Source organism: Gemmatimonadota bacterium (assembly GCA_016712265.1).
GTDB lineage: Bacteria > Gemmatimonadota > Gemmatimonadetes > Gemmatimonadales > Gemmatimonadaceae > RBC101.
Genome location: JADJRJ010000012.1, coordinates 1 through 25,008, shown reverse-complemented (window position 1 = coordinate 25,008; position 25,008 = coordinate 1). Strand labels below are relative to the sequence as shown.

The 25,008-nt window shown below is 67.0% G+C and carries 51 protein-coding genes; 21 read left to right on the top strand and 30 right to left on the bottom strand.

Annotated features, from left to right (window positions below; genetic code table 11):
• Window positions 1-9: 9 nt before the first annotated feature.
• Complete coding sequence (locus IPK85_02510) at window positions 10-1,242, top strand: hypothetical protein (protein MBK8246271.1); 1,233 nt, start codon at window positions 10-12, stop codon at window positions 1,240-1,242.
• A complete protein-coding gene (locus tag IPK85_02505) occupies window positions 1,242-2,387 on the top strand; it encodes a hypothetical protein (protein MBK8246270.1) in 1,146 nt (381 codons plus the stop codon). Before IPK85_02510 ends, IPK85_02505 begins: the two co-directional genes overlap by 1 nt.
• 7 nt (window positions 2,388-2,394) lie before the next feature.
• On the opposite strand, the gene IPK85_02500 is transcribed toward IPK85_02505, so the two are convergent.
• On the bottom strand, window positions 2,395-2,880 hold the full coding sequence (locus IPK85_02500) for a hypothetical protein (protein ID MBK8246269.1): 486 nt from the start codon (window positions 2,878-2,880) through the stop codon (window positions 2,395-2,397).
• Window positions 2,881-3,102: 222 nt separating this feature from the next.
• Here IPK85_02500 and IPK85_02495 point away from each other — a divergent pair, with 222 nt between their 5' ends.
• Window positions 3,103-3,375: a hypothetical protein gene (locus IPK85_02495; protein MBK8246268.1), complete on the top strand. Its 273-nt coding sequence runs from the start codon at window positions 3,103-3,105 to the stop codon at window positions 3,373-3,375.
• Complete coding sequence (locus IPK85_02490; protein MBK8246267.1) at window positions 3,375-5,576, top strand: hypothetical protein; 2,202 nt, start codon at window positions 3,375-3,377, stop codon at window positions 5,574-5,576. The genes IPK85_02495 and IPK85_02490 overlap by 1 nt, the downstream gene beginning before the upstream one ends.
• Here the strand turns inward: IPK85_02490 and IPK85_02485 are convergent.
• Together IPK85_02485 and IPK85_02480 are read right to left on the bottom strand one after the other, a co-directional pair.
• Complete coding sequence (locus tag IPK85_02485; GenBank protein ID MBK8246266.1) at window positions 5,568-5,786, bottom strand: hypothetical protein; 219 nt, start codon at window positions 5,784-5,786, stop codon at window positions 5,568-5,570. The two genes, IPK85_02490 and IPK85_02485, sit on opposite strands and share 9 nt — an antisense overlap.
• Window positions 5,787-5,788: 2 nt before the next feature.
• Window positions 5,789-6,094 carry a hypothetical protein gene (locus IPK85_02480; protein ID MBK8246265.1) on the bottom strand — a complete coding sequence of 102 codons (306 nt, stop codon included), beginning with the start codon at window positions 6,092-6,094 and terminating at the stop codon, window positions 5,789-5,791.
• 95 nt (window positions 6,095-6,189) lie between these two features.
• Here IPK85_02480 and IPK85_02475 point away from each other — a divergent pair, with 95 nt between their 5' ends.
• The 7 genes from IPK85_02475 to IPK85_02445 all read left to right on the top strand — a co-directional run bounded on the left by IPK85_02475 (window position 6,190) and on the right by IPK85_02445 (window position 9,347).
• The gene (locus tag IPK85_02475; GenBank protein MBK8246264.1) at window positions 6,190-6,480 is read left to right on the top strand and encodes a hypothetical protein; all 291 of its coding nucleotides are present in this window, start codon (window positions 6,190-6,192) and stop codon (window positions 6,478-6,480) included.
• Between the two features lie 4 nt (window positions 6,481-6,484).
• Complete coding sequence (locus IPK85_02470; GenBank protein ID MBK8246263.1) at window positions 6,485-6,754, top strand: hypothetical protein; 270 nt, start codon at window positions 6,485-6,487, stop codon at window positions 6,752-6,754.
• Window positions 6,755-7,816 (top strand): metallophosphoesterase, encoded by a 1,062-nt coding sequence (locus IPK85_02465; protein MBK8246262.1) that lies wholly within the window; start codon window positions 6,755-6,757, stop codon window positions 7,814-7,816.
• A complete protein-coding gene (locus IPK85_02460) occupies window positions 7,813-8,049 on the top strand; it encodes a hypothetical protein (GenBank protein MBK8246261.1) in 237 nt (78 codons plus the stop codon). Before IPK85_02465 ends, IPK85_02460 begins: the two co-directional genes overlap by 4 nt.
• 144 nt (window positions 8,050-8,193) lie before the next feature.
• Window positions 8,194-8,484 (top strand): hypothetical protein, encoded by a 291-nt coding sequence (locus IPK85_02455; protein ID MBK8246260.1) that lies wholly within the window; start codon window positions 8,194-8,196, stop codon window positions 8,482-8,484.
• A 133-nt stretch (window positions 8,485-8,617) separates the two neighbouring features.
• Window positions 8,618-9,058 carry a lysozyme gene (locus IPK85_02450; GenBank protein ID MBK8246259.1) on the top strand — a complete coding sequence of 147 codons (441 nt, stop codon included), beginning with the start codon at window positions 8,618-8,620 and terminating at the stop codon, window positions 9,056-9,058.
• Complete coding sequence (locus IPK85_02445; GenBank protein ID MBK8246258.1) at window positions 9,051-9,347, top strand: hypothetical protein; 297 nt, start codon at window positions 9,051-9,053, stop codon at window positions 9,345-9,347. The genes IPK85_02450 and IPK85_02445 overlap by 8 nt, the downstream gene beginning before the upstream one ends.
• A gap of 32 nt (window positions 9,348-9,379) precedes the next feature.
• On the opposite strand, the gene IPK85_02440 is transcribed toward IPK85_02445, so the two are convergent.
• Window positions 9,380-9,922 (bottom strand): HNH endonuclease, encoded by a 543-nt coding sequence (locus tag IPK85_02440; GenBank protein MBK8246257.1) that lies wholly within the window; start codon window positions 9,920-9,922, stop codon window positions 9,380-9,382.
• A 101-nt stretch (window positions 9,923-10,023) separates the two neighbouring features.
• Here IPK85_02440 and IPK85_02435 point away from each other — a divergent pair, with 101 nt between their 5' ends.
• A complete protein-coding gene (locus tag IPK85_02435; GenBank protein ID MBK8246256.1) occupies window positions 10,024-10,560 on the top strand; it encodes a hypothetical protein in 537 nt (178 codons plus the stop codon).
• Here IPK85_02435 and IPK85_02430 read toward each other — a convergent pair.
• Both IPK85_02430 and IPK85_02425 read right to left on the bottom strand, forming a co-directional pair.
• Complete coding sequence (locus IPK85_02430; GenBank protein MBK8246255.1) at window positions 10,532-10,756, bottom strand: helix-turn-helix domain-containing protein; 225 nt, start codon at window positions 10,754-10,756, stop codon at window positions 10,532-10,534. The two genes, IPK85_02435 and IPK85_02430, sit on opposite strands and share 29 nt — an antisense overlap.
• Window positions 10,737-11,015 carry a hypothetical protein gene (locus IPK85_02425; GenBank protein ID MBK8246254.1) on the bottom strand — a complete coding sequence of 93 codons (279 nt, stop codon included), beginning with the start codon at window positions 11,013-11,015 and terminating at the stop codon, window positions 10,737-10,739. The genes IPK85_02430 and IPK85_02425 overlap by 20 nt, the downstream gene beginning before the upstream one ends.
• A gap of 399 nt (window positions 11,016-11,414) precedes the next feature.
• Between IPK85_02425 and IPK85_02420 the strand changes: the two genes are divergently transcribed.
• Window positions 11,415-11,600, top strand: coding sequence for a hypothetical protein (locus IPK85_02420; protein MBK8246253.1), 186 nt, complete (start codon window positions 11,415-11,417; stop codon window positions 11,598-11,600).
• Between the two features lie 96 nt (window positions 11,601-11,696).
• Here IPK85_02420 and IPK85_02415 read toward each other — a convergent pair whose 3' ends face one another.
• Window positions 11,697-12,101 carry a hypothetical protein gene (locus IPK85_02415; GenBank protein MBK8246252.1) on the bottom strand — a complete coding sequence of 135 codons (405 nt, stop codon included), beginning with the start codon at window positions 12,099-12,101 and terminating at the stop codon, window positions 11,697-11,699.
• 404 nt (window positions 12,102-12,505) lie between these two features.
• Here IPK85_02415 and IPK85_02410 point away from each other — a divergent pair, with 404 nt between their 5' ends.
• Together IPK85_02410 and IPK85_02405 are read left to right on the top strand one after the other, a co-directional pair.
• A complete protein-coding gene (locus IPK85_02410; protein MBK8246251.1) occupies window positions 12,506-12,712 on the top strand; it encodes a hypothetical protein in 207 nt (68 codons plus the stop codon).
• The gene (locus IPK85_02405) at window positions 12,709-13,110 is read left to right on the top strand and encodes a hypothetical protein (GenBank protein MBK8246250.1); all 402 of its coding nucleotides are present in this window, start codon (window positions 12,709-12,711) and stop codon (window positions 13,108-13,110) included. Before IPK85_02410 ends, IPK85_02405 begins: the two co-directional genes overlap by 4 nt.
• Before the next feature lie 104 nt (window positions 13,111-13,214).
• Here the strand turns inward: IPK85_02405 and IPK85_02400 are convergent, their stop codons facing one another.
• The 22 genes from IPK85_02400 to IPK85_02295 form a co-directional block, all read right to left on the bottom strand.
• Window positions 13,215-13,415 carry a hypothetical protein gene (locus tag IPK85_02400; protein ID MBK8246249.1) on the bottom strand — a complete coding sequence of 67 codons (201 nt, stop codon included), beginning with the start codon at window positions 13,413-13,415 and terminating at the stop codon, window positions 13,215-13,217.
• Window positions 13,416-13,433: 18 nt separating this feature from the next.
• On the bottom strand, window positions 13,434-13,739 hold the full coding sequence (locus tag IPK85_02395; protein ID MBK8246248.1) for a hypothetical protein: 306 nt from the start codon (window positions 13,737-13,739) through the stop codon (window positions 13,434-13,436).
• 329 nt (window positions 13,740-14,068) lie between these two features.
• Complete coding sequence (locus IPK85_02390) at window positions 14,069-14,422, bottom strand: hypothetical protein (protein ID MBK8246247.1); 354 nt, start codon at window positions 14,420-14,422, stop codon at window positions 14,069-14,071.
• Window positions 14,415-14,660: a hypothetical protein gene (locus tag IPK85_02385; protein MBK8246246.1), complete on the bottom strand. Its 246-nt coding sequence runs from the start codon at window positions 14,658-14,660 to the stop codon at window positions 14,415-14,417. The genes IPK85_02390 and IPK85_02385 overlap by 8 nt, the downstream gene beginning before the upstream one ends.
• Entirely contained in the window at window positions 14,650-14,895 is a 246-nt protein-coding gene (locus tag IPK85_02380; GenBank protein ID MBK8246245.1) for a hypothetical protein, read from the bottom strand. Before IPK85_02380 ends, IPK85_02385 begins: the two co-directional genes overlap by 11 nt.
• Entirely contained in the window at window positions 14,882-15,160 is a 279-nt protein-coding gene (locus IPK85_02375; protein ID MBK8246244.1) for a hypothetical protein, read from the bottom strand. Before IPK85_02375 ends, IPK85_02380 begins: the two co-directional genes overlap by 14 nt.
• On the bottom strand, window positions 15,153-15,701 hold the full coding sequence (locus IPK85_02370; GenBank protein MBK8246243.1) for a hypothetical protein: 549 nt from the start codon (window positions 15,699-15,701) through the stop codon (window positions 15,153-15,155). The genes IPK85_02375 and IPK85_02370 overlap by 8 nt, the downstream gene beginning before the upstream one ends.
• Before the next feature lie 338 nt (window positions 15,702-16,039).
• Window positions 16,040-16,513, bottom strand: coding sequence for a hypothetical protein (locus IPK85_02365; GenBank protein MBK8246242.1), 474 nt, complete (start codon window positions 16,511-16,513; stop codon window positions 16,040-16,042).
• Between the two features lie 301 nt (window positions 16,514-16,814).
• Window positions 16,815-17,123: a DUF968 domain-containing protein gene (locus IPK85_02360; protein MBK8246241.1), complete on the bottom strand. Its 309-nt coding sequence runs from the start codon at window positions 17,121-17,123 to the stop codon at window positions 16,815-16,817.
• A 35-nt stretch (window positions 17,124-17,158) separates the two neighbouring features.
• Window positions 17,159-17,371 (bottom strand): hypothetical protein, encoded by a 213-nt coding sequence (locus IPK85_02355; GenBank protein MBK8246240.1) that lies wholly within the window; start codon window positions 17,369-17,371, stop codon window positions 17,159-17,161.
• A gap of 12 nt (window positions 17,372-17,383) precedes the next feature.
• Window positions 17,384-18,154: a hypothetical protein gene (locus IPK85_02350; GenBank protein ID MBK8246239.1), complete on the bottom strand. Its 771-nt coding sequence runs from the start codon at window positions 18,152-18,154 to the stop codon at window positions 17,384-17,386.
• Complete coding sequence (locus IPK85_02345) at window positions 18,151-18,903, bottom strand: PD-(D/E)XK nuclease family protein (protein ID MBK8246238.1); 753 nt, start codon at window positions 18,901-18,903, stop codon at window positions 18,151-18,153. Before IPK85_02345 ends, IPK85_02350 begins: the two co-directional genes overlap by 4 nt.
• Window positions 18,900-19,094 (bottom strand): hypothetical protein, encoded by a 195-nt coding sequence (locus IPK85_02340; GenBank protein ID MBK8246237.1) that lies wholly within the window; start codon window positions 19,092-19,094, stop codon window positions 18,900-18,902. Before IPK85_02340 ends, IPK85_02345 begins: the two co-directional genes overlap by 4 nt.
• The gene (locus IPK85_02335; GenBank protein ID MBK8246236.1) at window positions 19,091-19,375 is read right to left on the bottom strand and encodes a hypothetical protein; all 285 of its coding nucleotides are present in this window, start codon (window positions 19,373-19,375) and stop codon (window positions 19,091-19,093) included. Before IPK85_02335 ends, IPK85_02340 begins: the two co-directional genes overlap by 4 nt.
• Window positions 19,372-19,692 (bottom strand): hypothetical protein, encoded by a 321-nt coding sequence (locus tag IPK85_02330; protein ID MBK8246235.1) that lies wholly within the window; start codon window positions 19,690-19,692, stop codon window positions 19,372-19,374. Before IPK85_02330 ends, IPK85_02335 begins: the two co-directional genes overlap by 4 nt.
• A complete protein-coding gene (locus IPK85_02325) occupies window positions 19,689-19,961 on the bottom strand; it encodes a hypothetical protein (GenBank protein ID MBK8246234.1) in 273 nt (90 codons plus the stop codon). Before IPK85_02325 ends, IPK85_02330 begins: the two co-directional genes overlap by 4 nt.
• Window positions 19,958-20,161, bottom strand: a complete 204-nt coding sequence (locus tag IPK85_02320) for a hypothetical protein (protein MBK8246233.1) — start codon at window positions 20,159-20,161, stop codon at window positions 19,958-19,960. The genes IPK85_02325 and IPK85_02320 overlap by 4 nt, the downstream gene beginning before the upstream one ends.
• The gene (locus IPK85_02315) at window positions 20,158-20,382 is read right to left on the bottom strand and encodes a hypothetical protein (protein ID MBK8246232.1); all 225 of its coding nucleotides are present in this window, start codon (window positions 20,380-20,382) and stop codon (window positions 20,158-20,160) included. Before IPK85_02315 ends, IPK85_02320 begins: the two co-directional genes overlap by 4 nt.
• Window positions 20,379-20,567 (bottom strand): hypothetical protein, encoded by a 189-nt coding sequence (locus IPK85_02310; protein MBK8246231.1) that lies wholly within the window; start codon window positions 20,565-20,567, stop codon window positions 20,379-20,381. Before IPK85_02310 ends, IPK85_02315 begins: the two co-directional genes overlap by 4 nt.
• Window positions 20,568-20,582: 15 nt before the next feature.
• Window positions 20,583-20,795, bottom strand: coding sequence for a hypothetical protein (locus IPK85_02305; GenBank protein ID MBK8246230.1), 213 nt, complete (start codon window positions 20,793-20,795; stop codon window positions 20,583-20,585).
• Window positions 20,796-20,810: 15 nt separating this feature from the next.
• Complete coding sequence (locus IPK85_02300; GenBank protein ID MBK8246229.1) at window positions 20,811-21,017, bottom strand: hypothetical protein; 207 nt, start codon at window positions 21,015-21,017, stop codon at window positions 20,811-20,813.
• A gap of 699 nt (window positions 21,018-21,716) precedes the next feature.
• Complete coding sequence (locus IPK85_02295; protein ID MBK8246228.1) at window positions 21,717-22,124, bottom strand: helix-turn-helix transcriptional regulator; 408 nt, start codon at window positions 22,122-22,124, stop codon at window positions 21,717-21,719.
• Between the two features lie 96 nt (window positions 22,125-22,220).
• Here IPK85_02295 and IPK85_02290 point away from each other — a divergent pair, with 96 nt between their 5' ends.
• Genes IPK85_02290 through IPK85_02280 form a run of 3 tightly spaced genes read left to right on the top strand, consistent with a single transcriptional unit; the run spans window position 22,221 to window position 22,842 of the window.
• Window positions 22,221-22,433, top strand: coding sequence for a helix-turn-helix transcriptional regulator (locus IPK85_02290; protein ID MBK8246227.1), 213 nt, complete (start codon window positions 22,221-22,223; stop codon window positions 22,431-22,433).
• Entirely contained in the window at window positions 22,433-22,645 is a 213-nt protein-coding gene (locus tag IPK85_02285) for a hypothetical protein (protein MBK8246226.1), read from the top strand. Before IPK85_02290 ends, IPK85_02285 begins: the two co-directional genes overlap by 1 nt.
• Window positions 22,645-22,842: a hypothetical protein gene (locus tag IPK85_02280; GenBank protein MBK8246225.1), complete on the top strand. Its 198-nt coding sequence runs from the start codon at window positions 22,645-22,647 to the stop codon at window positions 22,840-22,842. Before IPK85_02285 ends, IPK85_02280 begins: the two co-directional genes overlap by 1 nt.
• A gap of 79 nt (window positions 22,843-22,921) precedes the next feature.
• On the opposite strand, the gene IPK85_02275 is transcribed toward IPK85_02280, so the two are convergent.
• Complete coding sequence (locus tag IPK85_02275; GenBank protein ID MBK8246224.1) at window positions 22,922-23,185, bottom strand: hypothetical protein; 264 nt, start codon at window positions 23,183-23,185, stop codon at window positions 22,922-22,924.
• Window positions 23,186-23,284: 99 nt separating this feature from the next.
• Between IPK85_02275 and IPK85_02270 the strand changes: the two genes are divergently transcribed.
• The 3 genes from IPK85_02270 to IPK85_02260 all read left to right on the top strand — a co-directional run.
• Window positions 23,285-23,722, top strand: coding sequence for a hypothetical protein (locus IPK85_02270; GenBank protein MBK8246223.1), 438 nt, complete (start codon window positions 23,285-23,287; stop codon window positions 23,720-23,722).
• 424 nt (window positions 23,723-24,146) lie between these two features.
• Window positions 24,147-24,443 carry a DUF2312 domain-containing protein gene (locus tag IPK85_02265; GenBank protein MBK8246222.1) on the top strand — a complete coding sequence of 99 codons (297 nt, stop codon included), beginning with the start codon at window positions 24,147-24,149 and terminating at the stop codon, window positions 24,441-24,443.
• The coding region (locus IPK85_02260; protein ID MBK8246221.1) for an HNH endonuclease at window positions 24,440-25,008 on the top strand (569 nt) is incomplete at its 3' end. The genes IPK85_02265 and IPK85_02260, both read left to right, overlap by 4 nt.

The window sequence follows — 25,008 nt, the reverse complement described above, 5'->3', positions numbered from 1 at the left end:
GGCCGTCCGATGCCGACGACCACGCAGACGACCACCCTCCCGGAAACGCTCAACTCGGCGCTTCAATACCTCCTGTCGGAGGGAATGAACGTCTACCAGAACACCCCCTACGAAGCGTATCCGTATGCCCGCGTGGCGCCGCTGTCGCAGTATCAGACGCAGGCGTTCCAGGGGGTGCAGAACGCGCAGGGGAACTGGCAGCCGGCCAATTCCCAAGCGCAGGCGATGGCGCAGCAGATTTTCGGGTCTGCCGGGGGGATGACGAACCCGTCGTTCGAGCGGGTTTCCTCGCCCATGATCGCCTCGCAGGTCATCGGCGCGCAGATGTTCCCGCAGGCGGATATCTCGCGCTACATGAACCCGTATGAGAGCCTTGTCACGCAGTCGGCGGTCCGGCAGTTGGAAGACGCCGCGGCACGGCAGCAGGCGAATGCGGATGCCCGGTTTGCCAAGAGCGGCGCGTTCGGGGGATCGCGGCAGGGCCTCTACGACAGCAACCTATCGACGCAAGTCGCGCGGCAGGCCGGGGAACTGACGAACCAGTCCCGGATGCAGAACTATGCCAACGCCCAGCAGGTCTGGCAGGGGGATGCGAACCGTCTGCTTCAGGCCGACCTCGGCACCGCGCAGATGGGGTTGCAGGCAGCGGCGCAGAACCAGAACTCGCTTCTCCGCGCCGCCCTCGCCAACCAGTCCTCGGGTCTCGACGCGCAGCGATTGGGGCTGTCCGCGCTGGGGCAGCAGCTTGGCGCCGCCCAGCTTCTCGGCAACCTCGGCAACTCCGCCTCGACGAACGCCTATCGCGACGTCGATGCCCTGCTCGGGATCGGATCGCTCGATCGCTCCCTCGCCCAGCGGAGCGCGGATATCGCCTATTCCGACTGGCAGGAGCAGCAGAACTACCCGTGGACCCAGCTCGATAAGTTGAGCCGGATCGTCAACGGCAACGGCCTGAGCCGGGCATCGACAACGACCCAGCAGACCCCGGACCCGAACCTGTGGACGCAGATTCTGGGCGGCCTCACCGCAGGCGCCGGCATCCTCGGCAATACCGGGGCGTTCGGCAGGAACGGGTGGCTGACGGGTGGAAGCGGTCTGAGCGGGACGGGAAGCGACGTCGGCTCCGGCCTTCTCGTCAATGACGGGACGGACGTGTGGGGGATCGGCGGCGACTGGACGGACGATCTCGGCATGGGTGGATGGACCGATGATCTCGGTCTTGGGGATTGGGGCTATCTCTGATGCTCGGCCTATCCGCCCTTCCCGATTTCACATGGGGGAGCGGTGACGACGAGTTGATGGGCGGAGCGTATTCCGACGTCCTCGGCCGTTTCGCCACCCTCGAAAGCGGCGGGGGTCGGTTCCGATCCAACCCGATGAGCAGCGCCCGAGGGCTGCTGCACTTCATGCCCGACACTTGGAAGGGCGTGCTGCGGAACTATCCTGATCTCGGGTTTACGCCCGAGGATATCGACGACGACGCGAAGCAGAAGCGTGCGGCCGAAGTCCTGATGGAACGGGAAATTGTTCCAGCATTGCGGCGGACGCTCGGCCGGGAGCCGACCGGGGCCGAACTCTATACCGCATGGGCTCTCGGCACGCCCGACGCCCAGAAACTGTTCGGGGCCGATCCGAATACGCCTGCCGCGTCGCTGTTCCGCCCTAAGGTCGCGTCCAGCAACCCGAGCATCTTCTACCGCGACGAAGAAGCCACCATGCCGCGCACGGTCGCCGAGGTGGCGGCGGAGTACGCGCGGCGCTGGTCCGGCGCGAAGCCGACGAAGGAACCGACGATGCAGCAGCCCGAATACGACGTCGACCAGGGCATCGCCAACGTGGCGCGGATGGGCCAGCGCGTCGCTCAGATGCAGCCGGCTGGCGTCTCCGCCCTCCCCGACCGCCAGCCCGGACAGGGACTATCCGCACTCTCCCCCTATCTCCAGATCGCATCACAACTGATGCCGCAGCGGGAGGGCCGACCCTGGGCGGATGCCCTCATCAACGCCGGGGCGGCCATGATGCAGTCCCGCTCCCCCGACTTCCTCGGCGGGTTGGGGGCAGGGCTACAGGCCGGCAACCAGACCCTCACTCAGGGGCAGAACCTCGCCCGCCAGGACACCCTCGACCGCTTCAAGCTCGGAATGCAGTTGGCGCAGTACGACCAGAAGGACGGCGGCGAATACGCCATGTCCGATGGCGTGCTCTACAACAAGAAGACGGGACAGACGCAGCAGGTCGGCGGGGACAAGCCGATGTCCGATGTCGGTAAGTTGCAGTCCGATCTCCGTGCCGGTCGGATCACTCCGGAGGAATACGAGGCCGCGCTGGCGGGTCGGGCGAGGGGGGCGAGGTCGAGCGCGCCCGCGTTGACTGGGGATCGACCGTAACGGCCCCCTAGCGCAGGAACTCCGCCGGAAGTACGCCGAACGTGTCGGTGGCGGGGCCACGGTCAATATCGACAACAAGGCCGAGACGGCCTTCAACGTCGAACTGGCGAAGGCCGACGCCAAGACCTGGGTGGAAATTCAGTCGGGCGCAGCGGAGGCGCCTCGCAGCAACGCCCGTCTTGACCGCCTCAACCAGCTTCTTGAAGGCGTCCAGACCGGCAAATACACGCCGTCGCTTGATGGAGTTGCAGAAGGGTCTTCGAACTGTCCTCGGTGACAACGCTCCGACGATCTTCGGCAAGGCTGCTGATGTCGCACAGGCCGAGGCCGCCAACGCGCTTTCCAACGAAATCGCGTTGACGCTTCGCAATCCGGCCGGCGGCGCGGGGATGCCGGGCGCCATGTCCGATGCGGACCGCCAGTTCCTCCAGTCCATGGTTCCGGGGCTGGAAACGACCGAACCCGGCCGCAAGCTGATGATCGAGACGGCCAAGAAGCTAAACAACCGCAACATCGAGATCGCCCGTCTGGCGCAGGAGTATCGCGCCAGGAACGGGGGCAAGTTTGATGGGTGGTCGGTGTTTCTCGCCGACTGGGCCGAGAAAAAAACCCCCTATTCACGGGCCTCACGGTGCCGGACGCCCCGCCATCCGGCGGTCGCCCGCCTCCTGCTGCGGGCGGAGCGGCGCGCGAACTTCCCCCCTCCGATGCCGATATGCGCAAGCAGCAGCAGACCGCACCGAGCGAGCCGCAATCGGGTTCCGGACTTCCGAAGCCCAAGCGGTTCGATTTTGGTGGCCCGAAGGGCGGCGGGGCGGGGCTGCCCGCTCCCGACGCAATCCGCACGATGGATCGCGCCGCCATCGAAGCGCTGTTCCCAAGGGTGTCGGAAATGACCAATGAGCAGCTTGTGGCGCTGCAAGCCCGGCGGCGGCAGTTGCTCGGCATCGCGTCTCCGCCCACGCCCGGGTCTGAGGGGGTGCCGTAATGGACCCGATCGAGGCGGAACTTCAGCGTCGCGGGTTGCTGAGCGGAGGTGCGGCCAGCCCCCCGGTCGACGATCCTGTCACGCAGGAACTGATCCGGCGCGGATTGACTGCGGACGGGTTCAACCAGCCGACCGGCGAGGCCCGCTCGGGGAACTCCGGTCCCATGCCTACGGCCGGCGGGATCGTGGACGATCCCGAGCGCGGAGCGTCCATGGCGACGATCGCCCGCGCCTCGCTGGCGCCGGACACGGCCGACCAGATACGTCGGTTCGCTGCCGCCCGCTTCCCAAGCCTTCCCGTCGACGAGGCTGTGAAGCGATACGGTGTGGACCGGGACGGCAACATCATTTTCGCCGATCCGGTGACGGGACAGTTGGTCCGCGAAGTGCCGACGATGGGGCGCGGGGTCGGTGTCGGCGATACGTTCATGCGGGCGGGCTATCAGGTCGCATCGGGCGCAGGGCCGGCCATTCCGGCGGTTGCTGCCGGCGTTGTCGGTGCGGCAATGGGGCCGACCGGAATGAGCATCCCGGCAGCGGGCGTCGCGGCCGGAGGGGCAGACCTCGCCCGGCAGGCGATCGACCGCTATTTCGCGGGCGAGGACCCCACCAATCTCAACTACTGGAACGCTGCCGGTCAGGCCGGGATGAATGCGGCGGGGCAGGGCGCGGGCGTTCTCCTCAACAAGATGCTTCAGCGCAACCCGCTGGGGGTGCAGCCCTACGACCGCTTGAAAGCCCGTGATCCGGCAGAACAGCAGCGGTGGAGAGAACTCTACGACGAGGCGCAGCGCCGGGGTGTCGACCTCTCGGTCGGCGAGGCATCGAACCTTCGCAGCATCCGGGCGCAGGAGCGGGCGCTTCGTACCTTCCCCGAGACGACGGACAAGTTCGACGACTTCATCCGCAACCGGAACACCAATCAGGTGCCGGCGGCAGTCCGTTCGGAACTCGACCGTATCGCCCCGGCTCGAAATGTCGCCGAGGGCGCCGATATGCTGCGCCAGGGCGCGGATGACGTCCTGTCGGGGATGGTGAAGAAGCGCACCGCTGCCGCCTCTCCGCACTATCAGGCCGCGTTCGGGTCGGGGGTGGAGCCGGATATCTCGCCAGTTCTACAGGACATCGAAAGCCGACTTGCGAAGGTTGGCGAAGCAACCCCGACCGGCCGTGGCCTTCGTGCGATGCTCAACGCGTTGACGCAGGAAGAGCGCGTCGTGGATGCCGCCGGGAACGAAATCGTTCGACGCGCTCCGTTGCGGAACTACGAGGTGTTGCACTCCGTCAAGGAACAGTTCGACGATATCGTGTCCGGGGCGTTCGACGTACAGCAAACCTCTGCTGCGAAGCGCGCCGCGCGTGACCTGGCGGGGGTGAAGGCCGAACTCGCTGACGTTCTAAAGTCCGCTCATCCCGGGTATGCGCAGGGTGCGCAGGTCTATGCCAGCATGTCCGTTCCCATCCAGGACGCCCGGAATGGCGCACTCAAGGCGTTGTTGGACAAGGAAGGACCGGCATCGATCCGCTACGCCGAGGCGCTGTTTGACGCCGCGAAAGACATCCCCCCAACGGAAATCCACAAGATCAGGCAGCTATACACGGCGGCTGGGAAGCAGGACGAATGGCTCGCCGGCGTTCGCTCCTTCCTTGCCGATCGCCTTGATACGGCCTTGCAGATCAACGCATCGGGCGAGCCCGGCGGGGTCCCGGGCAAGTTCGTCAAATCGGTCTGGGGCACGGGGAACCAGCAGGAAATCCTCAAGGCGGCGCTCGGCGACCAGCAGCTTGTGACCAGCTTTGGAAAGCTGATGGACGTGTTGACCGCGGCGGCTCGTTCGCTCCCCGAAGGGTCGCCTACGGCCGCCAATCTGGCCGCGCAGCAGGCGATGATGCAGCCCGGCAAGGCGGCCCGTTTCATCGGCAAGGCAACGTCCCCGGGCACGCTTCTAAGCCTTGGAGACGATGTTGTAGAGGGGCTTGCCGCCCTTCGTCGACCGGGGCAGCGTATTGCGCTTGCCGACCATCTCCTGTCCCCCGAGGGGATGGCGCAGCTTCGCAGGATGACGTTGCTCTCGCCGACCAGTCAGAAGGCGATCGACATCGCGAGTCTGATCCTGACCGATGCGGGGATCATCGGCGGGACGAAAGCCATGAACCCGCCGCCACCACGGATGCCGGACCAGACCGACCCGCTACCGTGATCGGCGCCCCATCCTGGCTCTCCAGATCGCCCACGATCCGAAATCCATGATCGGGCCGAGGACCAACAGGAACAGGGTCGCGGTCACGCCGCCCCAGAACACGCCGAACGATGCGAACGGCACTGGGTCCACGATGTAGGTCAGGGGAATTCGGACCAACATCTGGCCTATGCCGATGATGGCGAACGTCTTGGTGTAGGCGAGAGCCACCGTCAGAAACAGTTCACCATGTTCCCGAACCGGCTACACATCATCGTGTTCCCGGACGGCATCCGATAGGTGGTCATCCCGGATGCCGGGACTGGGGGAGGTTGCATCATCTGCATCCCCATCCGCGAGAGATTGGCGCTGCGCTGCTGTTGCAGGTTCTCATCCGCGATCGTCAGTTGCATCTGGCAGTTCGCGTGCGCAGCGGTCCCCGCATAGAACCCGTACTGAGAGCATTGATCCGCGATCGACATTCTAGGGCCGCACGCCGCCACAACGGCGAGCACTCCAACAAGAGCGAGAGATTTCATCCCGCCTCCGTAGGTTGAGACCGCCACCCTACCGCCCCGCCGCCTCTAGAGGAAGGGCCGGGAATCCCCGAAACGTTCTTCCGGGAGCATTCAACATGCTGAAGTGGCTCTCCGCCGCAGCACTCCTGCTGCTGGCGTCCCCGGCGCTTGCCCAGCAGGCGCCATGCGCTCCCGTGGACGCGATCCTCAAAGCCTTGGAGGACAACGCGAAGGAAGTCCCGGCAGGGATGGGCAGGGACGATCGCGGCTTCATCGCCGTCCTGACGCTCTCCCCGGACGGGTCCTATTCCGTCCTCGGCATCCGCCCCGATGGGGTGGCGTGCGTGATTTCCACGGGGCAAGGCTGGGAGGCGATCGCCCGCAAGCGGGCGGACAAGGGGGCCTGATCCCGTGTCCGCGTCACAGCCGACCCATGGGGACCTCGATCGGTCCATAGGCCGCCTGGAGGGGATCATCGGGCAGATGCTGGAATCCCGGAAACAGCGCGACGAGCACGTCGACGACAGGCTCGCCCGGATCGAGGCGAAGCTGGAGAAGATCGACGACACGCTGGCCAGCGCCAAGGGCGGGTGGAAGGTGTTGCTCATCATCGGCGGCATCGCGGGCATGGTCGGTGGCTGGATCGTCCCGACATTCGTCAAACGGCTGATGGGGTGGTGAATGGCAACCCCTCCGATATCGGAAGCAGAGGCGCGGGAGGCGCTGGCGGCGGTCGAGAAATACGGGAGTGTCGCTGCCGCCTCCGTCGCCATGGGAATGCCGCGAACAACCCTGCAATCGCGGGTGCGGTCCGCAAAGGCACGGGAGATGGCGTTCTCCGCCAAGCCCACATTCACCGCCCCCATTTTGCCAGACGGCGAAGTGCCGATTGAAGAGATCATCGACCGCCTATGCCGGGGTTACGGGAAACGCGCGGAAGCCGAGGATGCCCGGCGGCTGATCCCGGTCACCATCAACCGCGAAGGCCCGATCGGGATCGTGCATATCGGTGACCCGCATGTGGACGACGACGGCTGCAACTGGCCGCTGCTGCGGAAGCACCTCGACGTAATCCGAAAGACGGATTGCCTACTCGGCGCCACCGTGGGCGACCTCCAGAATTCCTGGATCGGTCGCCTCGCCCGACTGTACGGCAATCAGGAGACGTCCGCACGAACGGCCTGGCGCCTGGTCGAATGGTTCGTCCGGTCGATCCCGTGGCTCTACATCGTCAAGGGCAACCACGATATGTGGGCCGGGAACGGCGATCCTTTGGACTGGATGGCGCGATCCGTCCCGGGTCCGGTCGAGCCATGGGGATGCCGGATCGATCTTCGCTTCCCCAATGGGCGAGGGGTGCGCGTCAACGCACGCCACGATTTTTCGGGCCACAGCATGTGGAGCACCGTTCACGGCCCGGTCAAGGCGGCAACGATGGGCTGGCGTGACCACATCCTGACCTGCGGGCACAAGCACACCTCCGGGTATGCGGTGCTGAAAGATCCCTCGACGGGGCTGGTGTCCCACGCGATCCGGGTCGGCGGCTACAAGCAGATCGACGACTACGGCAAGGAACTCGGCCTGCCGAACCAGAACATCTTCCCCTCCGCCGTGACCGTGATCGATCCCCGTTTCGAGGATGACGATCCGCGGTTGGTCACGACCCTGTTCGACGTCGAAGAGGGAGCGGAATACCTGACGTGGCGGCGGCGGAAGGCCGAGAAGGGGAGTCGCGCGGCATGACCGACGAACCCGAACCGACGACCCTCACGACCGAGCTTGTCCCCTTCCACCCGATCGACACCCGCTATGCGGAACTGGTGGATGAGGCCGAGTTGAGGCGAGCCTATGCGGCGGCATTGGTGGTGGCGCTGGCCGACCATGTGGCGATCCCCGTGGATCGGATCGGGGGTCTATGCGGGGAGATCGACGCATTCCTCCGGGGCGAGACGACGAGAATCCGGGCGGTGAAGTGAGGTTCCCGAAAGGGCACTTCCTCGAAGTCCGCTGGCTCCCGGTCGACGATCCCCTTCCCGAGGGCTGGTCGGAGAACGGGGACCATCTCGAAGCCCCCTGTCTCCACCACCGTTACTGCCGGCTGATCCGGCGATGGGTGCCTGATGAAAGCAGCCGAGATTCTACAGACCGCCGCCGGCATCGTGGGCGGGGCGAGGGCGAACACGCACGGCCCCGTGGAAGTCAACCACGGCAAGATCGCGACGATGTGGAACGCCTATCTGGCGATCCGCAGTGAGCCGGCCGCACCGCTCGACGCGCATGACGCGGCCTTGATGATGGCGCTGCTCAAGATCGCGAGGACGCAGCTCGGGGCCTACAACCCGGACGATGGCATCGACCATGTCGGGTATGCCGCATGTGCGGCGGAGATCGCGGCGAGGATGAGAGAGTAGCTGTCGGCTCGGGCGCCACTTCCGATAAGGCGAGGTCGCGTGCGCTATTGGCCGGCTCTCCCGGTCCGATCCGATATCCACGCCGCCGACAGCCCCTCTTCTATACCACACCACCGAGAGCAAAGGAATCGCGATGGCTCGTGAAGTCAGCGAGGCCGGCGTCCGACTCGTCCAGGAGTTCGAGGGCTGCCGTCTCGACGCCTACCGCTGCCCGGCCGGCATCCCAACCATCGGCTACGGCGCCACTGGCCCGGATATCCGCATGGGGATGGTGTGGACGCAGGAGCAGGCCGACGAGCGACTGGCCGAGGACTTGGCGCGGTTCGCCGCCGGGGTCGAGCGGCTGGTCCAGGTCGATCTGACCGACAACCAGTTCGCGGCCTTGGTGTCGTTCGCCTACAACGTCGGGCTCGGGGCGCTGGCGGGGTCGACGCTGCTGCGGAAGCTGAACGCGGGCGACTACGAGGGCGCCGCTGACCAGTTCCCGCGCTGGAACAAGGGTGGCGGCCGAGTATTACCCGGCCTCGTCCGCCGCCGTGCCGCCGAGCGCGACTTGTTCCTGTCCGATGCGTGATCCCGGCCTTGATCCGCAGACCTACGAAACCTCATGGGTGCTGCGCCGTCGGGCGGTGTTCGGCACGCTCGCGTTCTGCGCCGCCGGCATCGTCTATCTGCTGATCTGGGGCGAGGATACCCGGTTGAACGAGACCATCGCCAACGGGCTGATGCTGGTCGGCGGGTCGGTGGTGCTCGGCTACTGCGGCTTTGCAGCCATGGACGATCGGTCGAAGCGGTCGAGCTATGTCGCGTATCGCTCAACGGTCCTGACGAAGACCGGGCGAGTGGACGATCCCGACGCCTAACGTTCGGGCCATGTGGGGCGGCGTGGCCGCCGTCAACTAGAGCCAACCCATGACCAGGATAGCCCATTCAATATGCGGCCGACCTGTCTCTTCGAAATGCCGAACCGTTCGGCAAGCCCGCGGTGCGTCGTCAGTTGCGTTTTTCGAAGATGACGAAGTGCCATCACGTCGTGCCTGGAGAGTTTATTGGTGTTGATGGCCGTGCCACGAGCCATAGTGCCGTGGCGGCGCTTATCCTCAGAATTCTCTTTCGGAGTGGCCCAGCGTAAGTTCGCAAGAACATTATTCAGTGGGCAGCCGTCGATGTGCGCGACTTGGCATAAAGGGTTGGGCGGTGGCCCGATAAAGGCCTCAACCACAAGGCGGTGGACCCAATGTTTGCGCCGATCCGCCCCTCGCGACAAGTTTACGCGGAGATATCCACTACGCTCAAGATACGGGGTCCGGATGCGGCCCGGCGAGGTATTTGTCAGAGGGGCACCCATGGTGGAGCGGCGGACGCGACCGAGGCTGCTTACTTCGTAAGGCCACCCCTCAACAGACCGCCATTCTTCGATTAGGGTGTCGCTAGCCATCTTCCGTCTCCATAGAACGGGGTTGGTCAGAAGCCGGCGTCGACGGGGCCAACCGTCCGCCGGCTTCGCTATTTCTACCACATCTGGAACGGAGCAGGAACATGGCAGTCGTCATGGTCGCAATTTCGCTCGCCTTCGGCGCGCTATGGGGGGCCTTCTGGGCGCATGTCCGAGACCAGGGGCGCATCCCCGGCCTGCCCAACTCTTCGAAGGGCAAAGAGACCGGCATCGCGCTGTTCGGGCTGCCGATGGCCGCGCTGGCGCTGGGCTTCGGCTGGATCGAGGCTGCCCTGATCTGGGTCGGCATGGCGGGCGGGTGGTCGCTCGGCCACATGGGCGGCATCGGGCTGCGGTTCGCGCCCTCGCGGAAGGGCCTGTCCGTCCCGATGGCGTATCTCGCCATGGCCGGGACCGGCGCATTGGTCACGCTCGCCCCTGCCGGTGTTCTGGCATGGCATGGGGCATGGATCTCGGCTGCTGTGGTCCTGCTCGCCGGGGCGTTGAAGGTCGCGACCTACGAGGCCGGGTTCCTGGCGCGCGGCCTGACCGATCGGCCCCCGCACGCGACGTACATCGGGGCGATAGGGCACGGCGCCATTCTCTACGCGGTCACGGCGGCGGCGCTGGTGCTGTCCTGATCCCGGCCTCGCACTCCAGTCCGCGCATGAACATATCCGTCCACGGCGGAATGTCCTGGTCGCCAGCCTCCCAGCGCTGCCAGGATCGCGTCGTGACGCCGGCGATGCGCGCGCAGGCACCCTGAGACAGCGAGAGCGCCTTGCGGCGCTCCCGGAGGTCGGCGGGGGTGGGGCGGTCAGGCGTAGGCGTCGACATCGGCCAGCCGTGCAGCGGCGCGGTCGAATCCGGCGCGGGTCTTGTAGAGCTTGGCGTGGCAATCTGCGGCGAGCTGCTCGGGGTTCTCGTAGCTGATCGTATTCCCCCGCCGCTCCGCACCGACGCAGAGCGACGGATACTGCCGCCCGTCGTCGATCCTGACGTAGCGCTCAGCGCCCGTGGCGATGCGCCAGCCGCCGGGCGTAGCGGATCTGGCGTATCCGTTCTCCGATGTACAGCGCGTTGCGCTTTTGGTCATCGGTCGGACCTCCCCAGCGCCGGCAGCCGCGGCCGATGGCCGCTCCGTATTTCGAGCGCAGCCAGTACCGCCACTTGGCAGTCTCGGGTCGCGCCCCATCGGATACCCACAGCAGGTATTTCGCGGCCACGCTCGGATACCCGCTCGACGCCGAGGGATGCCGCTCATGGACGGCAGCGAACGCGGCGGCGGGGAGGGGCCGCGACATGGCTGCCGCGATCCACGGAAATTCATACCGCGGCGCGCTGCGCGCGGTGCGCCGCGCCATCCGGTACGCGTCCCGCCATTGGCGGCGGGCTTCAGTCATGTGGGTCATCGTTTTTCTCCCGATGCGGAGCGGCACAATCGCCGTTCACAGACAGAATATAGCGACACAGTGTCGCCAACGCAAGAGGGCAAATGCAGAAAATCGCACCCGATCGCGTCACCCTCGCCCACGTCCTCCGGGACACGCTGCCGTGGCAGTGGCAGGCCCGCGAGACCTGGTTCGACGAGTTCGACGGGTCCGGGACCGGCTATCTCGCCGGGTTCCGGACGGAACAGGACGCCAGGGAGTACGGGCGGCGGCAGGGGTGGTGTGTGTAGCCGGTGACGCTCAACGGGCGTTGAGTGTCGTGAACGGCCGGGCCGTGACAGGGAACAGGCGGCGGATGGGGTGGTGCGAGTAGGGCGAGGAGCGCGCTAGGTGCGACGGATCGCGGTCCCATCCGCGCCCATTTCGAACAGATCAGGCCGCGTCAACACCCGCAGGGCATCGATGTTTTCGACCACGCCTTCCGCGGACAGGATCGGCTCGTGCGGACCGGCATCGTCGGGAATGTCGCACGGCTCCAGATCGTCGGGGTTGATGCCGAACACCGTGCGATCGAACAACAGTCCGGGATTGACGCAGGCTGACACCTCGACGCGGACCGTTCCGTCCTCGCCATAGGCGACAATCGTCACCCGCTGGCCGGTCGTTTTGAGCAGGAACAGCGACCACGGATCGAGACGCGCGGCGAGTTCTCGGACGATCGCCGGCCGATCCTTCAGCCATTCGGCGAATTCGGCGATCTCTGCTTCGGTCGGCTCGATGTAGCGGGCCATGTGAAACCTCTGAAGCGCCGATCGTGGTGCATCGAAGAATAGGCATCCCCCGACCCTAGACCCGTAGGTCGCCGGTATGGACCGGGTGCGCTCCCTAGGGAGGGCGTTCGGGCCGGGGGAGTGACGTGGTTCTCTTGTCCTAGGCTTTCGCCATCCAGTCCAGCTGGTACGCCAACTCTGTCGCATCTTCGGTCAAGAGACCGCGCTCTGCTGTCGGGCCGGGCTTGATACCGGCTTGCGTGGCGTTCCTTGCGCCGCGACTTCTGTCGTTACCGATAGCGTTCCGGCTCGCGCCGTACTTGCCCGGATGGGGCCGGAAGTCCCCACATCGACCGCACGTCCTTCCGTGCCGCCGACAGCCCCCTGAATATACACCAACCCCGCGCATAGGGGAACACCCGGCCATGGACGACTACAAGACCTTCACCTTCTCATATCCCTTCCAGGGCGGGCGGTGGTGCTTCACCCTCCAGGCGCGTGACGCCGAGGAGGCCGAGGCCCGGTTCCGTGCGCTGGCGTGGGGCCGTCTCGACGGCGAGGTGGTGGCCCGCATCCCGGTTCCCGACCCGGTCGGACCGCTGCGGCGGTTCTGGCAGTGGGCGTTCCGGTGATCCCCATCCCCATCACCTGGTACGTCATCGCCGGCATGGCGGTCGCCCTCGGCGGGGTGAGCTACCTCGCCTATGACGCGATCGAGGACAAGGGCCGTCTCGTGGTCGAGCGCGACGAGGCGCGACGGGTGGCACAGTCCAATGCCGACGCCGTGATCGCCATCAAGGCGCAGACCGAAGCCGACATGAAGCTGCTATCCGACGAAGCGGAGCGCGCCCGCAAGGCCGCCCGCGGCGTCGTCGTCATCCGACAGGAGATCGCCCGTGACCCCGAAGCGAATGATCGCGTTCCTGAGCCTGTCGATCGCTTCCTTGACCGCCTGCGCGAGCACGCCCCCTCCACCGGAGATCAGGGTCGAGCGGGTGGAAATCCCGGCGCCGCTGCTCCGGTGCGCTGAGGAACCGCCCCTGCCGCAGAGCGGAGGGACGTGGGCGGAGTTCCTGTCTTGGATCGTGGATTTGAGGGCGGCGGGGGAGGACTGCCGGGCGCGGCTCGCGGCGATCAGGGCGAGGAAGTGAACCGATATATCGGCTCCACCGTCTCGTCGTCGAGGAACGCGCGCAGCATCTTCGGCACCTTCTCGACGACATGGTTCGCATCGTCCGCCCCGAGGATGAACCCGGGTACGTCGGGCGAGGTGATGAGGTAGCCGCGCGCCGCGGGCTCGACCACCCATTCGCAGGTGACGCGGACTTCCGTCATCTACCCCTCCACATCCCTCTATTCTACCACAGAGGCGGAGATCATGGCGCGGTAGGCGGCATAATCGCTGGTATCGGTCGGCGGGGGCTCGTCGTGGAAGTGATGGCCGTTCTTCACCCTCCACCATGCCCCGACCGCTTCCGGCATTGGCTCCTTCCTAACCACCACGCATCCCGCCTCGTCGAGGGCGCGGAGGACGCGATCTGCGGCGAACAGCGATCGGTCCCGATGGACCTTCTTCGCCCTCGTGTCGCGCGCCGTTCCCGCCGCAGCCCAATAGTACGGGCTGATCGCCCTCGCGATCGTCTCGCGGATGGGGGTCATGGGCTATCCTCCGGCTTGCAATCCGGGTTGGCGACGAAGCCCGGGCAGTCCTCGTGCCGGTGATCGCTGCGGTTCCGGCGGCACTTGCGCGGAGAGTGCGGCCACGCTTCGTTGTGACAGTAGACGGCATGGAAGCCGACCCGATGGCCTCACGGCCGGCAGGGGTGATGACGCGAGTATTCCCCTCCTGCCGCAGCAGGCCGCGGCGGGTAAGGGCGACGATAGTCGGATGGGCGATCCGGCGACCTCCGCCTGACGGACGCCATGCGCCGAACGGAGAGCGCAGGCACTGATTGGTCGCTGCTGCCTCCAGCGCCTCCCGCATCGGATCAGACAGTCGGGGCATCGGTCCCCTCCAGATCAGCGGCTAGGGCGCGCAGAGCGCAGGCGGTGCGGGCAACCGCTTCTGTGGTTCCATGACCGAAGACGCAGATGCCGGACGAGGGTCGGCCCCATACGCGCCAGAGGTTGCCCCTGTGGACGATTTCCGGGCACCACCGCTCCGGCATCAGCCCGGCGGCGGCGTCAAGCGCCGCGGTGAAGTGCGGCGCTCCGCTCCAATCGCCCTTCGGCCGGATGTCCAGTCCGATCGCCCGGCCGATCCTGGCGTCCATGTCGTCGCATGGCGCATCCAGCCGCTCCACCTCCTGCGCCAGATCGCGGAGGACTCGTGCGTCAGCCATGAGCGCGTCCCTCCAATGCGGCGATCCCCGCCGCGGTGATGCGGAAGATGCGGCGCACGACGGCACCGCTGGTGCCGTGCCGGCGCTCGACGGTGTACTCGGCGAGTCCCAGGTTCCGCAGCCGGTGCTGGGCGCGTCCCTCGATCGTGCGACCGTCCTCCTTCAGCCTGCCGCGCGCGCCAGCCCTTGCCATGTCGGCGAGGATGTCCCACTCGACCATCGTCAGGTCAGCCGGCATCGGGAGTCTCCCATGATAGGGCGTCGTAGCGGCCGGTGAACACTCGCCACGCCAGCCGCAGGCGGGTGCGCAACACGAGCCCGTGCCAGCCAAAGGAACGAGCGCGATACCAGCGCCCATCGGATCGCCGCTCCCGTGTCGAGCCTGAGCGGCCGGCCTGCTCGTCGATGATCGCGCGTTCGAGCTGGTGAACATTCACCAGTGTTGGGGCGCCGTTCTGGTCAAGGATGGGCATCGGTCGCCTCCTGCGCTGCGCGGTCGAGGCGCTCCAACGCGCTCACGGGGATCGTGAAGCCGGGGTAGCCGCCCTTGGGATCGAGCGTCACCGTGACGTGCGGAACGCCTGTCCCGCGGGTGTCGTCGGCTGCAAGCCCGTAGTCGTACAGCACCTGCTTGTAGACGACGGTGCCGGCCGGGTGGTCGAAGCGGTCCGTGAGAGTGCGGTACGCCTTGGGGCGCCGCTCCCCCGCGATCTCGTCAAGCACGGTCTGGTCAGCCATTGGCGGCCTCCTGCGCTGCGGTGGGGGTGGGGAGGTCGGGGAGGGGGCCGGCGACGACTGCCTCGACAAGCGCGGCGTTGCCGCAGAGCGCTCGGCTGTGAGCCATCCACGCCCCCTGTCCGAAGATGCGGGGCGACAGCTTCACCCACAGCATCGCGCGGATGCTGCTCGGAAGCCGGATCAAGTAGCTGCCCTCCGGCAGCGCCTCGACCTCCTCCACCGTCCGCATCAGGCGGGGCTCCGGCATCGCCCGCGCCACCGCCGCGTCGCGCTCGGCCTCGGCCCGCTTGAGCGCGCTCCGGGCGTCGGCCAGTTCGATCATCTTCGCGACGTGCTGCCCGTGCAGTTCGATGTAGGCGGTCGCGTGTTGGTCGCGCTCGGCGGTCAGGGTAGAGATGGTGGACAGCACGACGTCAAGAACGTCCGCCGAGATGATGAACCCGGAGCGGGTTTGCAGGATCGCGTTCTCCGCCCGCATGTGGTCGGCCCAGCCTCTCAGCGTGGCGACCGCGAGGTCTGGCGTCATCGGCTCTACGATCATTCCGTGGGCTCCTTCCCCGGGGCCCCCCCAAGGGGGCTCCCGGCCCCCCCCCCCCCGTTCCCCCCCCCCGGGGCCCCCCCGGAGCCGGGGCCCCCCCCCCCCCCCCCCGCGGCCCGCCCCCCCCGCGCCCCCCCCGTACCCCCGGGCCCCCCGGTCCATCGCCTCTTCCAGAGCGACGACGACCCGAGAGACAGTCGCTATGGCGGCATCCCGCTCGTAGTAGTGGGTCACCAACCCGGCGACCCCGAGGGCGTCGGGCGCCAGCATCCCGAGGTCGCGGACCAGGCGCCGGGCGTTGAACAGGGCGATCTGCATCGCCTCGCGGGGGTCGGCGGGGGTCATGCGGGGCGCTCCCATGTCTGGCGGCCGGCGTCGGCTCGGAACGTCGCGACCATGCGGTCCCACTTCTCGGCGTGGGCGGGCTGGTCTAGATCACGCTTCGACGCAATCCCCATGTGCGCCTTGAGCATCTGGTCGGTTTCTTCGGGCGTGCGGTTGCTCCCAACCCACGACTGGAAGGCCGCATCGTTGATCAGGATCGCCGCCTGCTGGCTTCTCGGCAGCGTGTGGAAGGGGCGTCGCTCCTTCACCTTCTCGGGCTCGGGAGGGGGTGCCTCCGGCTGCTGTTCAGCCTTCGGCTTCCCGACCAGCGGGGCGATACCGACCCACCGCTCGGCGTCCGGCCTCGGCAGGCCACCCAGCTTCGACAGCGCGTCGTCGGCAGCTTCCAGGGGAGTCTCGAACACGAACTGCGCGACCTTCCGCCCCTTGACGATGCGGAAGTCGGAGAAGGTCGCGGGGATCGCTGTCATGGGCGCCACATCCGGCGCCGCTGCGCGCGTCTCGGGAAGGAGGTCGCACTCGCCTTGGCCTGTATGTACGCCTCGTGGCAGGGCGTGCAGAGAAACTTGCCGGTTGTTCGGTCAAGCGTCCCTTCGTACATCCAAACGAACCCCTCTGGGCTCATCTGGTTTTCGCGCCCCATCTGGCGGTATTCCTCCAAGTCGCGGGGATGCTTCATGCACGTCAGGCAAATCAGCTTTGCCGGGTCCAAGTCCGGGCCACCTGACCATCCAAGCCCAAAGGGTGGTGGCATCACGTCGTCAGTTTTCGTCATGCTCCCCTCCTGACCAACTTCACCTTGTGCGGCGACCGTGCGGCGAACTCCCGCGCCAGCGCCTTCATGTCGATCCCGTGCCGGCGCTCGAACTCGGGCTCGCCCACCTGGTGCTGGTCCCGGTGATGGGAGGCGCAGAGGCTGATCGCCCAGTCGTCCCCGGGCTTCATCCCGAGCCCGCCATCCGTCCCGGACCGGACGTGCGCGGCGTCGATCGGCCGGCCGTCACATCCCGGCACGCAGCAGGCATGGGAGCGGACCCAGCCGAGATGCGAGGGGCACCGGATGCGTTTCTCTCTGCCCATGGGCTCGGGCTTGATGCGGGCGGGGAGGGCCATGGTCAGAAATCATCCCGCCGGTTGCCGTCCCGGTTGTTCACCCGCGGCGGCATGATCGAGAGCACCCACTGCCCGTCCTCCGGGGCGGGGATGCTGTCCAGATAGACCCGGTATCCCGGCCCCTCCCGGTTCGGGACGGCGGAGCCGCAGCGGATCGCGAAGTTCTTCCCGTTCGCGCCCTTCTTGAAGGCGATGACGTCCATGCGTTCGGACATGATGATGGTCTCCTATGCGGCAGCGGTGAGGTCGCGGGCGTCGTCGACGGCCCGGATGCATTGATCGCGCAGTTCCTCGGCCCGGGCCTTGAGCTGGTCCGGGGCGCGCTCGACGATCTCGTTGGCCGTCTTCCCGTTGACCGCCCAGAGCGGGGCCGGGTCACGGGCGGAGCGCAGCCTTTTGAGGGCGTGCGCGAACCAGTCAGACCCCTTCTCGAAACGGACTTCCGATCCATCCGCCTCGATCCAGAACAGGTTTCCCTTTCCGGACGGGGAGGGCGGCGGAGGCGCCTTCGATGCGGGTGGGGGCGCGGTCGGTGCGGACGGTCCAACCGCCTGCCGCGCATCCTTCGCGAGCAGTGCGCGGAGCTTCGGCATCTCGTGTTCGGGGATGAACTTGCCGTCCTTCAATTCGACCCACGGCGACGGGAGGTCGTAGAGATAGCGGCCGATCCCCCAGCGCACCGCGGCGCGCTTGAAGGCGGACGACAGACTGCCCTTCTCGGCTTCGATATCCGTCTCGCCCGCTCCGTCCGCCTTCCACACCCATTCGCCGTCGACCTTCACCGCGATATCGCAGACGGTCTTTTTGTCGTCGGCGTGCGAGTAGCGGCATTGCCACCCGGCCGGCCCCAGCACGTCGTCGAGGCGGTTCATCACGTCTCGGGCGTCAAGGAATGCGAGTGCCATTCCCCGCGTCTTGTCCCGAGTGACGGAACCCACGCGCCAGGACACGGCGTCCGGCGGGAATGGGGCCGCGAGGGCCTTCCAATCGATGGTCATGCCGCCATCCTTTCGGCATTCAGCCGTTCGCGCAGATTGTCGGACCAGCGGTATCCGGAGGTGTCCGCCGGCAAGAGGGCGATCGCGTCGTGCCCGTCACGGACACGGGACAGGAACCGTTCCAGCGTCCTCGCGGTCGCCCGCAGGTCGCTCAGCGCCTGTTCCATGTCCTCGGGCTCCAGGCGATAGACCGCGTGTTTCTTGTCGGTGACGTAGAGCAGGGAGCAGGACTTCTCCCGGCCACGGGCGAGCCAGTAGACCGCCATCTGGGCGACGTGATCCGGTCGCGGCGACGAGGGCATCGCCTTCGTCGTTTTCAGGTCGACGATGCTGTCCGGCCATTCCAAATCCGTGTAGCCGATGATCGGGACCGGGATGCCGTCCAGCCAGCACTCGACCCTGGCTTGGGAGGAGGTCGGCACGTCGTTGACCCCGCGGGTGGCGTCGATCGCCATCCCGAGCATGGGCAGGATGCGGGCCTTGACGGCTTCCACATCATCCGACACGTCACCCTGGCTCCGGTTGAGCCATTCCCGGTCGGCGGCTTCTTTCGCGGTCGCGATGTCCCGCTTGTAGAGCCATGCGGTCAGGCCGGCCTCGACGGCGCTCCCGAGCCATGCGTTCGGGCCGGCATCCTCCGACCAGCGGAGCAGATACTTGCCCGCGTAGAGCGCCGGGTCCGACTTCCACAGGTTCAGCGCCGAGGCCGACAGGTGGCGGATGCCGTGCCGATCGAATGCGGTGGTCATGCCGCCTCCCGCGCCTTCAATTTCCGATCGACCGACAGGTCGCCGAGCAGGCCGATGATTTCGGCGATGGTCTGGTCGAGCATCGCGTCGTCCAGTTCCGCCCGGGCGTCGGGGTCCTGACGGATCGTGTCCCGGAGGTCGCGAACGCACATCCACGCCTCCCACTGGCAGCGGCCGATGTTGGTGGTCATCCGTATGCCCTCCAGGAATGCTGGTGGTGGATGCTGTGGACGGGGGCCTCGTGTGCCTCCCTGATCCAGTCCTCGGCCAGGGGGATCAGGTCGACGATCTCGACCCGCTCGACACGCCCGTAGCGGTCACGGTGGACGACGAGCGTGCCGTCGTACTCGTCCTCGTCACCGTCCTCGATCATCTGGGCGACGTCCCGGACCGCCGCGTCACGGCTGGCGTGGACGCGGGAGAGGACGGATCGATCCTCGTATCTGGTGCGGTTTTCGTAGGTGGGCGTCATGACGACGCCTCCGTGATCGGGTCCATGATTTGGGCGAGCCATTCGTCGGGGAGCGCGAGGGCGGCGGCCTTCCATCGGCCGGCGTGGATCGCGTCGAGACGCTGTCGGTTTTCGGGGCCGTTTCCGCAGGCTCGCTCCGCAAGACACTGGGCCTCGTCGAGGGCGTGCCAGAGTTCGACGAACGCTTCTTCCAATCGCGTCCGGTCGTGCGTCATCAGCGGCCTATCGCGCATCAGACAGGCGTGCAGTTCCGCGATCGGGTTGGTGTTGATGCGGGCGAACCGTTCGTCGCGATCCAATTCGGGGGGCGTAGTCATGACGACGCCTCCTCACTCGGGATTTCGGGGATGTGGATGGGGCCGATGAGCCAGACGAACTTGTCGGACATCAGCGCCGGGGCGCGGCCGGTCCGGCTGATGGCGTCGTCGATCCAGACCGACGCCCACGACAGTCTCGGCCACCACTCCCGCCGCCACAGATACAGCCCGTCCTCCAGCGGTCCCCCGGTGTAGCGGCGGGGAAGGGGGAGGGCGCGGGCTTCGGCGGCGGCGAGGCGAGCGAGTAGCCGTGAGGGGATGCCGGTCATGGCGTCACCTCGGGAATGCGATCGTGCGCAGCCATTGCCTTGACGAGCAGGTCGCCGGCGTAGTCCTCGAAGTCGATCTGGCCGGTCTGGGTCATGATGAAGGACCCCTTTGACTGCGCGGCCCGCCGCATGAACGCGACGATCTCTTTCGCGCCGGTCCGAAGCTCATCTTCGGAGACGAAGAACATGCGCTCGCTCATGGCGTCACCATCGGAAGAGAGAGGGCGAACATGGCTCGCGCGTAGTCGATTGCGCCGGCCCCGGTCAGGTATCCGGTGACGAGCAGGGCGATCGTGCAGACGATCAGGACGCGGGCCTCGAATGCGCGGGCCTTGAGGCGGGGATGGTCGATCGGGTCGCACTCGTCGGGGCGGGGGGCCGTGACGATGTCCGACCAGCGGATGCGGGGGAGGGTGGTCATTCCGCCGCCTCCGCCAGGATGACGACCGGCTTCTCGGCCTTGACCAGCCGTTCGGCCGCCGTGATGACGTGGGATGCCTCGCTGAGGAAGTCGACGCGGGTCCGCCGTCCGCTTCCCGCCGCGCCTTCGATCAGGGTCCGCGCGTAGCGGATCAGGAACCCGGGGTCGTTGTGCTCGTAGAGCATCGGTCTGTCCTCCGGTCAGGCGATCGGCTCGACGTTGCGGATGGTGAACAGCGGGCCGGCGCCTCCGCCCATGTGATAGGGGCGGTAGGCGGCAAGTTCGGCCCGGAGGGCGGCCACGTCCCGCTCGTCGAAGGCGTCGCCGTTGTCGGCGATGAACTCGCCGAGGGTGGCCAACTCGCGGCGGCCTTCCTCGTCGGTGATTGCGATGCGGGTCAGGTCGGACAGCATCGGTCTGGCCTCCGGTCAGGCGGCGGAGGGGGTGTTGCGGTCCCGGATGCGGATCGCTGCGTCCGTCGCTCGATCCAGTTCCCACCCGTTGAGATCACTGCCGGTGCGCTGGTCGATGACGTCGCGAATGCATTCCCACGACATGCCGCGGGGCAGCGTGGGGGCGATCTTGGCGACGACATCGTGCGTCGCTCGCCCCAGCTTCGACTTCTTGCTCGCCATGGTCTCCCCTCGGTGTTGATGAGGGGAGAATGCCCCACTATGGGACACTATGCAAGCAGAAAAGTGACCCGGAATGTGACGCGACGCGAGGCCGTGGCCGTGCCATGATTTTCGCGTCCGAGGCGCATTGCGCGCGGACCGCGTAAAACAGAGGGGGCGAATCTCATGAGGGCGGACAGCGGATAGCGGGTGCCTGCCCCCGAGAAAGACGGGGGACCGTGCGGGCGTCACTCGCACGACCACTGTACGGAGAGTGCACGCTCTCCCTTTCCAGCGACGGAATGGAACCCGTGCTGCCCCGGCTCGCCAGCGAGCGGCCTAAGAATGGCACGGGCTATGGGAGCGTGCGCAATGGAAGATGACCCCGGCCCAGCGACTGAAGTAGCGCCCCCGATTGTCGAAGCTGGCCGAAGCCAGCAACATCCGGCTATGCAGCAAGCGCAGATCGCCGTCATCCCGCCGGGCGGGATCGTCGTTATCGCGGGCGTGTCGCTCCGATATCGGCTGGATCGGTCGCAGGCATGGTCATACCTGCACTATCGGCACAGCGCGTTGGCCGAGCCGGCCGGCACCTATATCAAGGTCACGCCATCGGCGCGGCGAGCGTCCGAAAAGCGGCTCGCCACGCCGTGGGGCGAGCTGATGGTCCTGCTCTGGGACTTGGGGCCGGACATCGACCTGGTCGCCGGCCGGGAAGCTCTAGGAGGGCCGTCGCCGTGCCCGTGGCGGCCGTTCATCTTCTCCGATAAGCCCAAGGTACGCCCGCACCCGTCGAACGGCCCCGCGGCGGTTTCCGCCCCGCTCGTCGATCAGCGCGCCGGACAGCAGATCGGCGGGCGTGTGATCTTCTTCCCCGGACGCTCCGCTCGCTAGCGGCCCGGCCCCGTGTTCCTCGGGGAGCGGTTCGGGACCGACGAGTTCCGCCACCGGCACCCCGAGGGCGCGGGAGAACCGGCTGAGCCAGTCGAGCGTCCAGCGCCGGTCGCCGTCCTCAAGTTTCCGTATCTGGGATTCGCTGGCCGCGACGAGCGACGTCATGGCTGGCCGCGTGAGGCCCTGCGCCTCGCGGGCCGCCCGGACTCGGGCGCCGATCTCTGCGTCGTTCATGCCCGGAACGTACCCGGAATGGGGCACTTAGCGCGCGTCACAATTCGGGGCACTTTCTGCTTGCATTGATGCCCCAGGCTGGGGCACTATCGCCCCATGAACCTTGAAGCATGGATGCGGGCCACGAGTTTGACCGATGCCGCGATGGCCGGTCGGATCGGGGTTTCGACATTCGCGGTCCGGAAGTATCGGCGCGCTGAGCGCATTCCGACGCCGCAGATCATGGCGCGGATCGTCGAGGCGACTGCGGGGCAGGTCACGGCCAATGACTTCTACGCCCAGCATCCCGACACGACGAGAGCCGCGTGATGCGCAAGCTCATCGGCCGCGGCCTTCTCTGGTTCATCGGTCCTGCGCTGCTGGATCAGTGGTCGCGGGAACTGGACGAGATCAACGCGATGGTGCGCGAGGTCGAGCCGATTTCGCCGGAGCGGATTTCGGCGCTGACCGCCGCCGCGGTCGAAGTTCGGCGATCTCTGCTTCAAGGGCGGCAATCCTCCGCTCCACGGGACGCCGCCTGATGGCGATCCCCGCCGCCCTTCCGATCAACGAGGCGATCGACCGTATCGACGCCCTCGTCGTGCAGGTGCGCGACCTGCTGGGGCAGCTCGACGCGCTGGAGCGGCGGATCACGACGTTGGAATGCGTCCGCCGGATCGACGACCACCTCGTCACCCGGGACGGCATGTCCGACGACGACATGGGGGCCGATCGCTGATGCTGTCCCTCGTTGCCATTGTGGTTTCGGTCGCCGCCCTGATCTGGGCCGCGATCGGCATCGCGCTGGCGGTGTTTCTCTATCGCTTGGGGCGCGAGCAATGATCGTCGCCCCCATGATCCTCGCCCGTCGATCGGCGACCCACGATCACGGGCAGAGTGCGCGGGGAGGTTTCCTCTTCCCGGCCTCCCCGCGCTGCACTCTCCCGTCCGCGCGCCTCTGCCAGGAGGTTGCGGACCAGTCCATTCACGATGTCGCCGATAGCCTGCCAGGGCTCGGCGGCGCCCTCGTCGTCTTCGCTGCTGATGAAGTCAACCGTCTCCATGACCCGAAAGTGCGTCATGGAGCGGCAGCATGTCCCAAGACAAGACAGGGCAAAGAACTTGCCCCGAAAATCGGCGTTCTTGCGCGGGGGGCCGGTGTGATCGCCCCCATCCTGACCATGGATCAGTTCGACTACCAGCGCACCGTCTCGGGCGCGCTGAAGTCGGCGTTCGGTCGGGAGCGGCACGGCGCGAAGAAGCTGGCCGGAGCGGCCGGGACCAACGTCTCGACCGCCAAGAACTGGCTCGACGAGAAGTCCACGCCGCAGGGGTTGCATCTGCTGCGGCTGATCGCGGCCGTCCCCGAACTGGCGAGCGAAGTCCGCCGCCTCACGGCGATGACGGACGCCGACCCCGAGTTCGCCCGCGACTTCATGCGGGCAATGCAGACCTTCCAGCGCGTCCAGGAGATGCGGAATGCGACGATGGCTATGGACGCGGGCGACGTGGCTCGCGGCGGCGATGCAGCGTCGGCACGTCCGCCTCGCGAGCCGGCACGCGGACATGGCGATGGTCTGGATGCTGCGCCGCTCCCGATGGCGGGACCGCCGCAGTGAGTGAGATGCACGACAGGGCGCCAATCCCGTTCGGACGTTCTGTCCTGGGCGGATCGTGCGGGGCGATGGCGTCGTCTGCCCTCGGGCCGGGGCGGGGGCTGTCGATGCTCCCCGGCACCTATCCCATGCGCGGCGGCTCCCCGAGCGAGTGGGCCTCTCTCTCCGAGCCCGGGCGGAGGCCGTCGCGCTTCCCGGGCATCTTTCACCACGCGCCCTTCAGCCGGCGCACCTCCCACGGCCGCAGGGAACCGGCCGGGCACACACAAACCGTCCTCCGAGCGTCGGCTGTCGTGCCGCAGCACACCGGCACGGGATCGCATGGCGGAAAGGGCGGAGTTGCCGGGAATGCCCCGCACCGGCCTCGCGTCAGCACCGGAATGAGCCGGTCGCGGCGAGCCCTGGGGCACCTATCCATGGGGGCAGCATGACCGGGAAGGGCCACAACGGACCGCCTCGCGGCATCGACGTGACGGCCGCGCAGGTTGCATCGCTGGTTGAGCGGATCGAACGGTTGAACGCCGACAAGGCCGCCATCAACGAGGATATCGCCGAGGTCTACAAGGAGGCCCGCGGCGAGGGCTACGACGTGCCGACGTTGAAGCGCGTCATCCAGCGCCGGGCGAAGTCCGAGGCGGACCTGCACGAGGCGGACGAGCTTCTGCGGGTCTACGAGGACGCCATCCTGCGGGCTGGCCTCGCGCACGCGCACGAGGCGCCGTGATGCGTATGCTGGAAGAGCTTTCGCCCGCGGAGGGGCACGCCAGTCGGTCTGCCGGCCGCTACCGTCGGCCCCTTCGCGATCGGTTCGATGAGAAATGGACGCCGGAGCCCAATAGCGGATGTTGGCTGTGGACCGGGTCTGTCGACCGACGCGGCTATGGCCAACTTCGCGTTTCAACGCGCGATCTGCGTTACGCCACGCACGTAGCGCTGCGCCTCTATCAAGGCCGGATACTCGGCAAGGGCGAGTGCGCGTGCCATCGCTGCGACAACCCAGCCTGCGTGAACCCGGACCATCTCTTTGTCGGGTCGCATCAAGAGAACATGCAAGACGCCATTCGCAAGGGGCGAATGAACCTTGACGGTCTACGCCTCGGGCAGGGTGTCAAACCCGCAGAAGTGAGGGCAAGAGGGGAGCGCGTCGGCGGCGCCAAACTTACCGACGACTTGGTCCGTCAAATCAGAGCAGACCCCGCTTCCGCCTACTCGCTTGCGAAGCGTTTCGGGGTGGCGAAGCGGACCATTCTATCGGTACGTCATCGTCGGACGTGGGCGCACATCACATG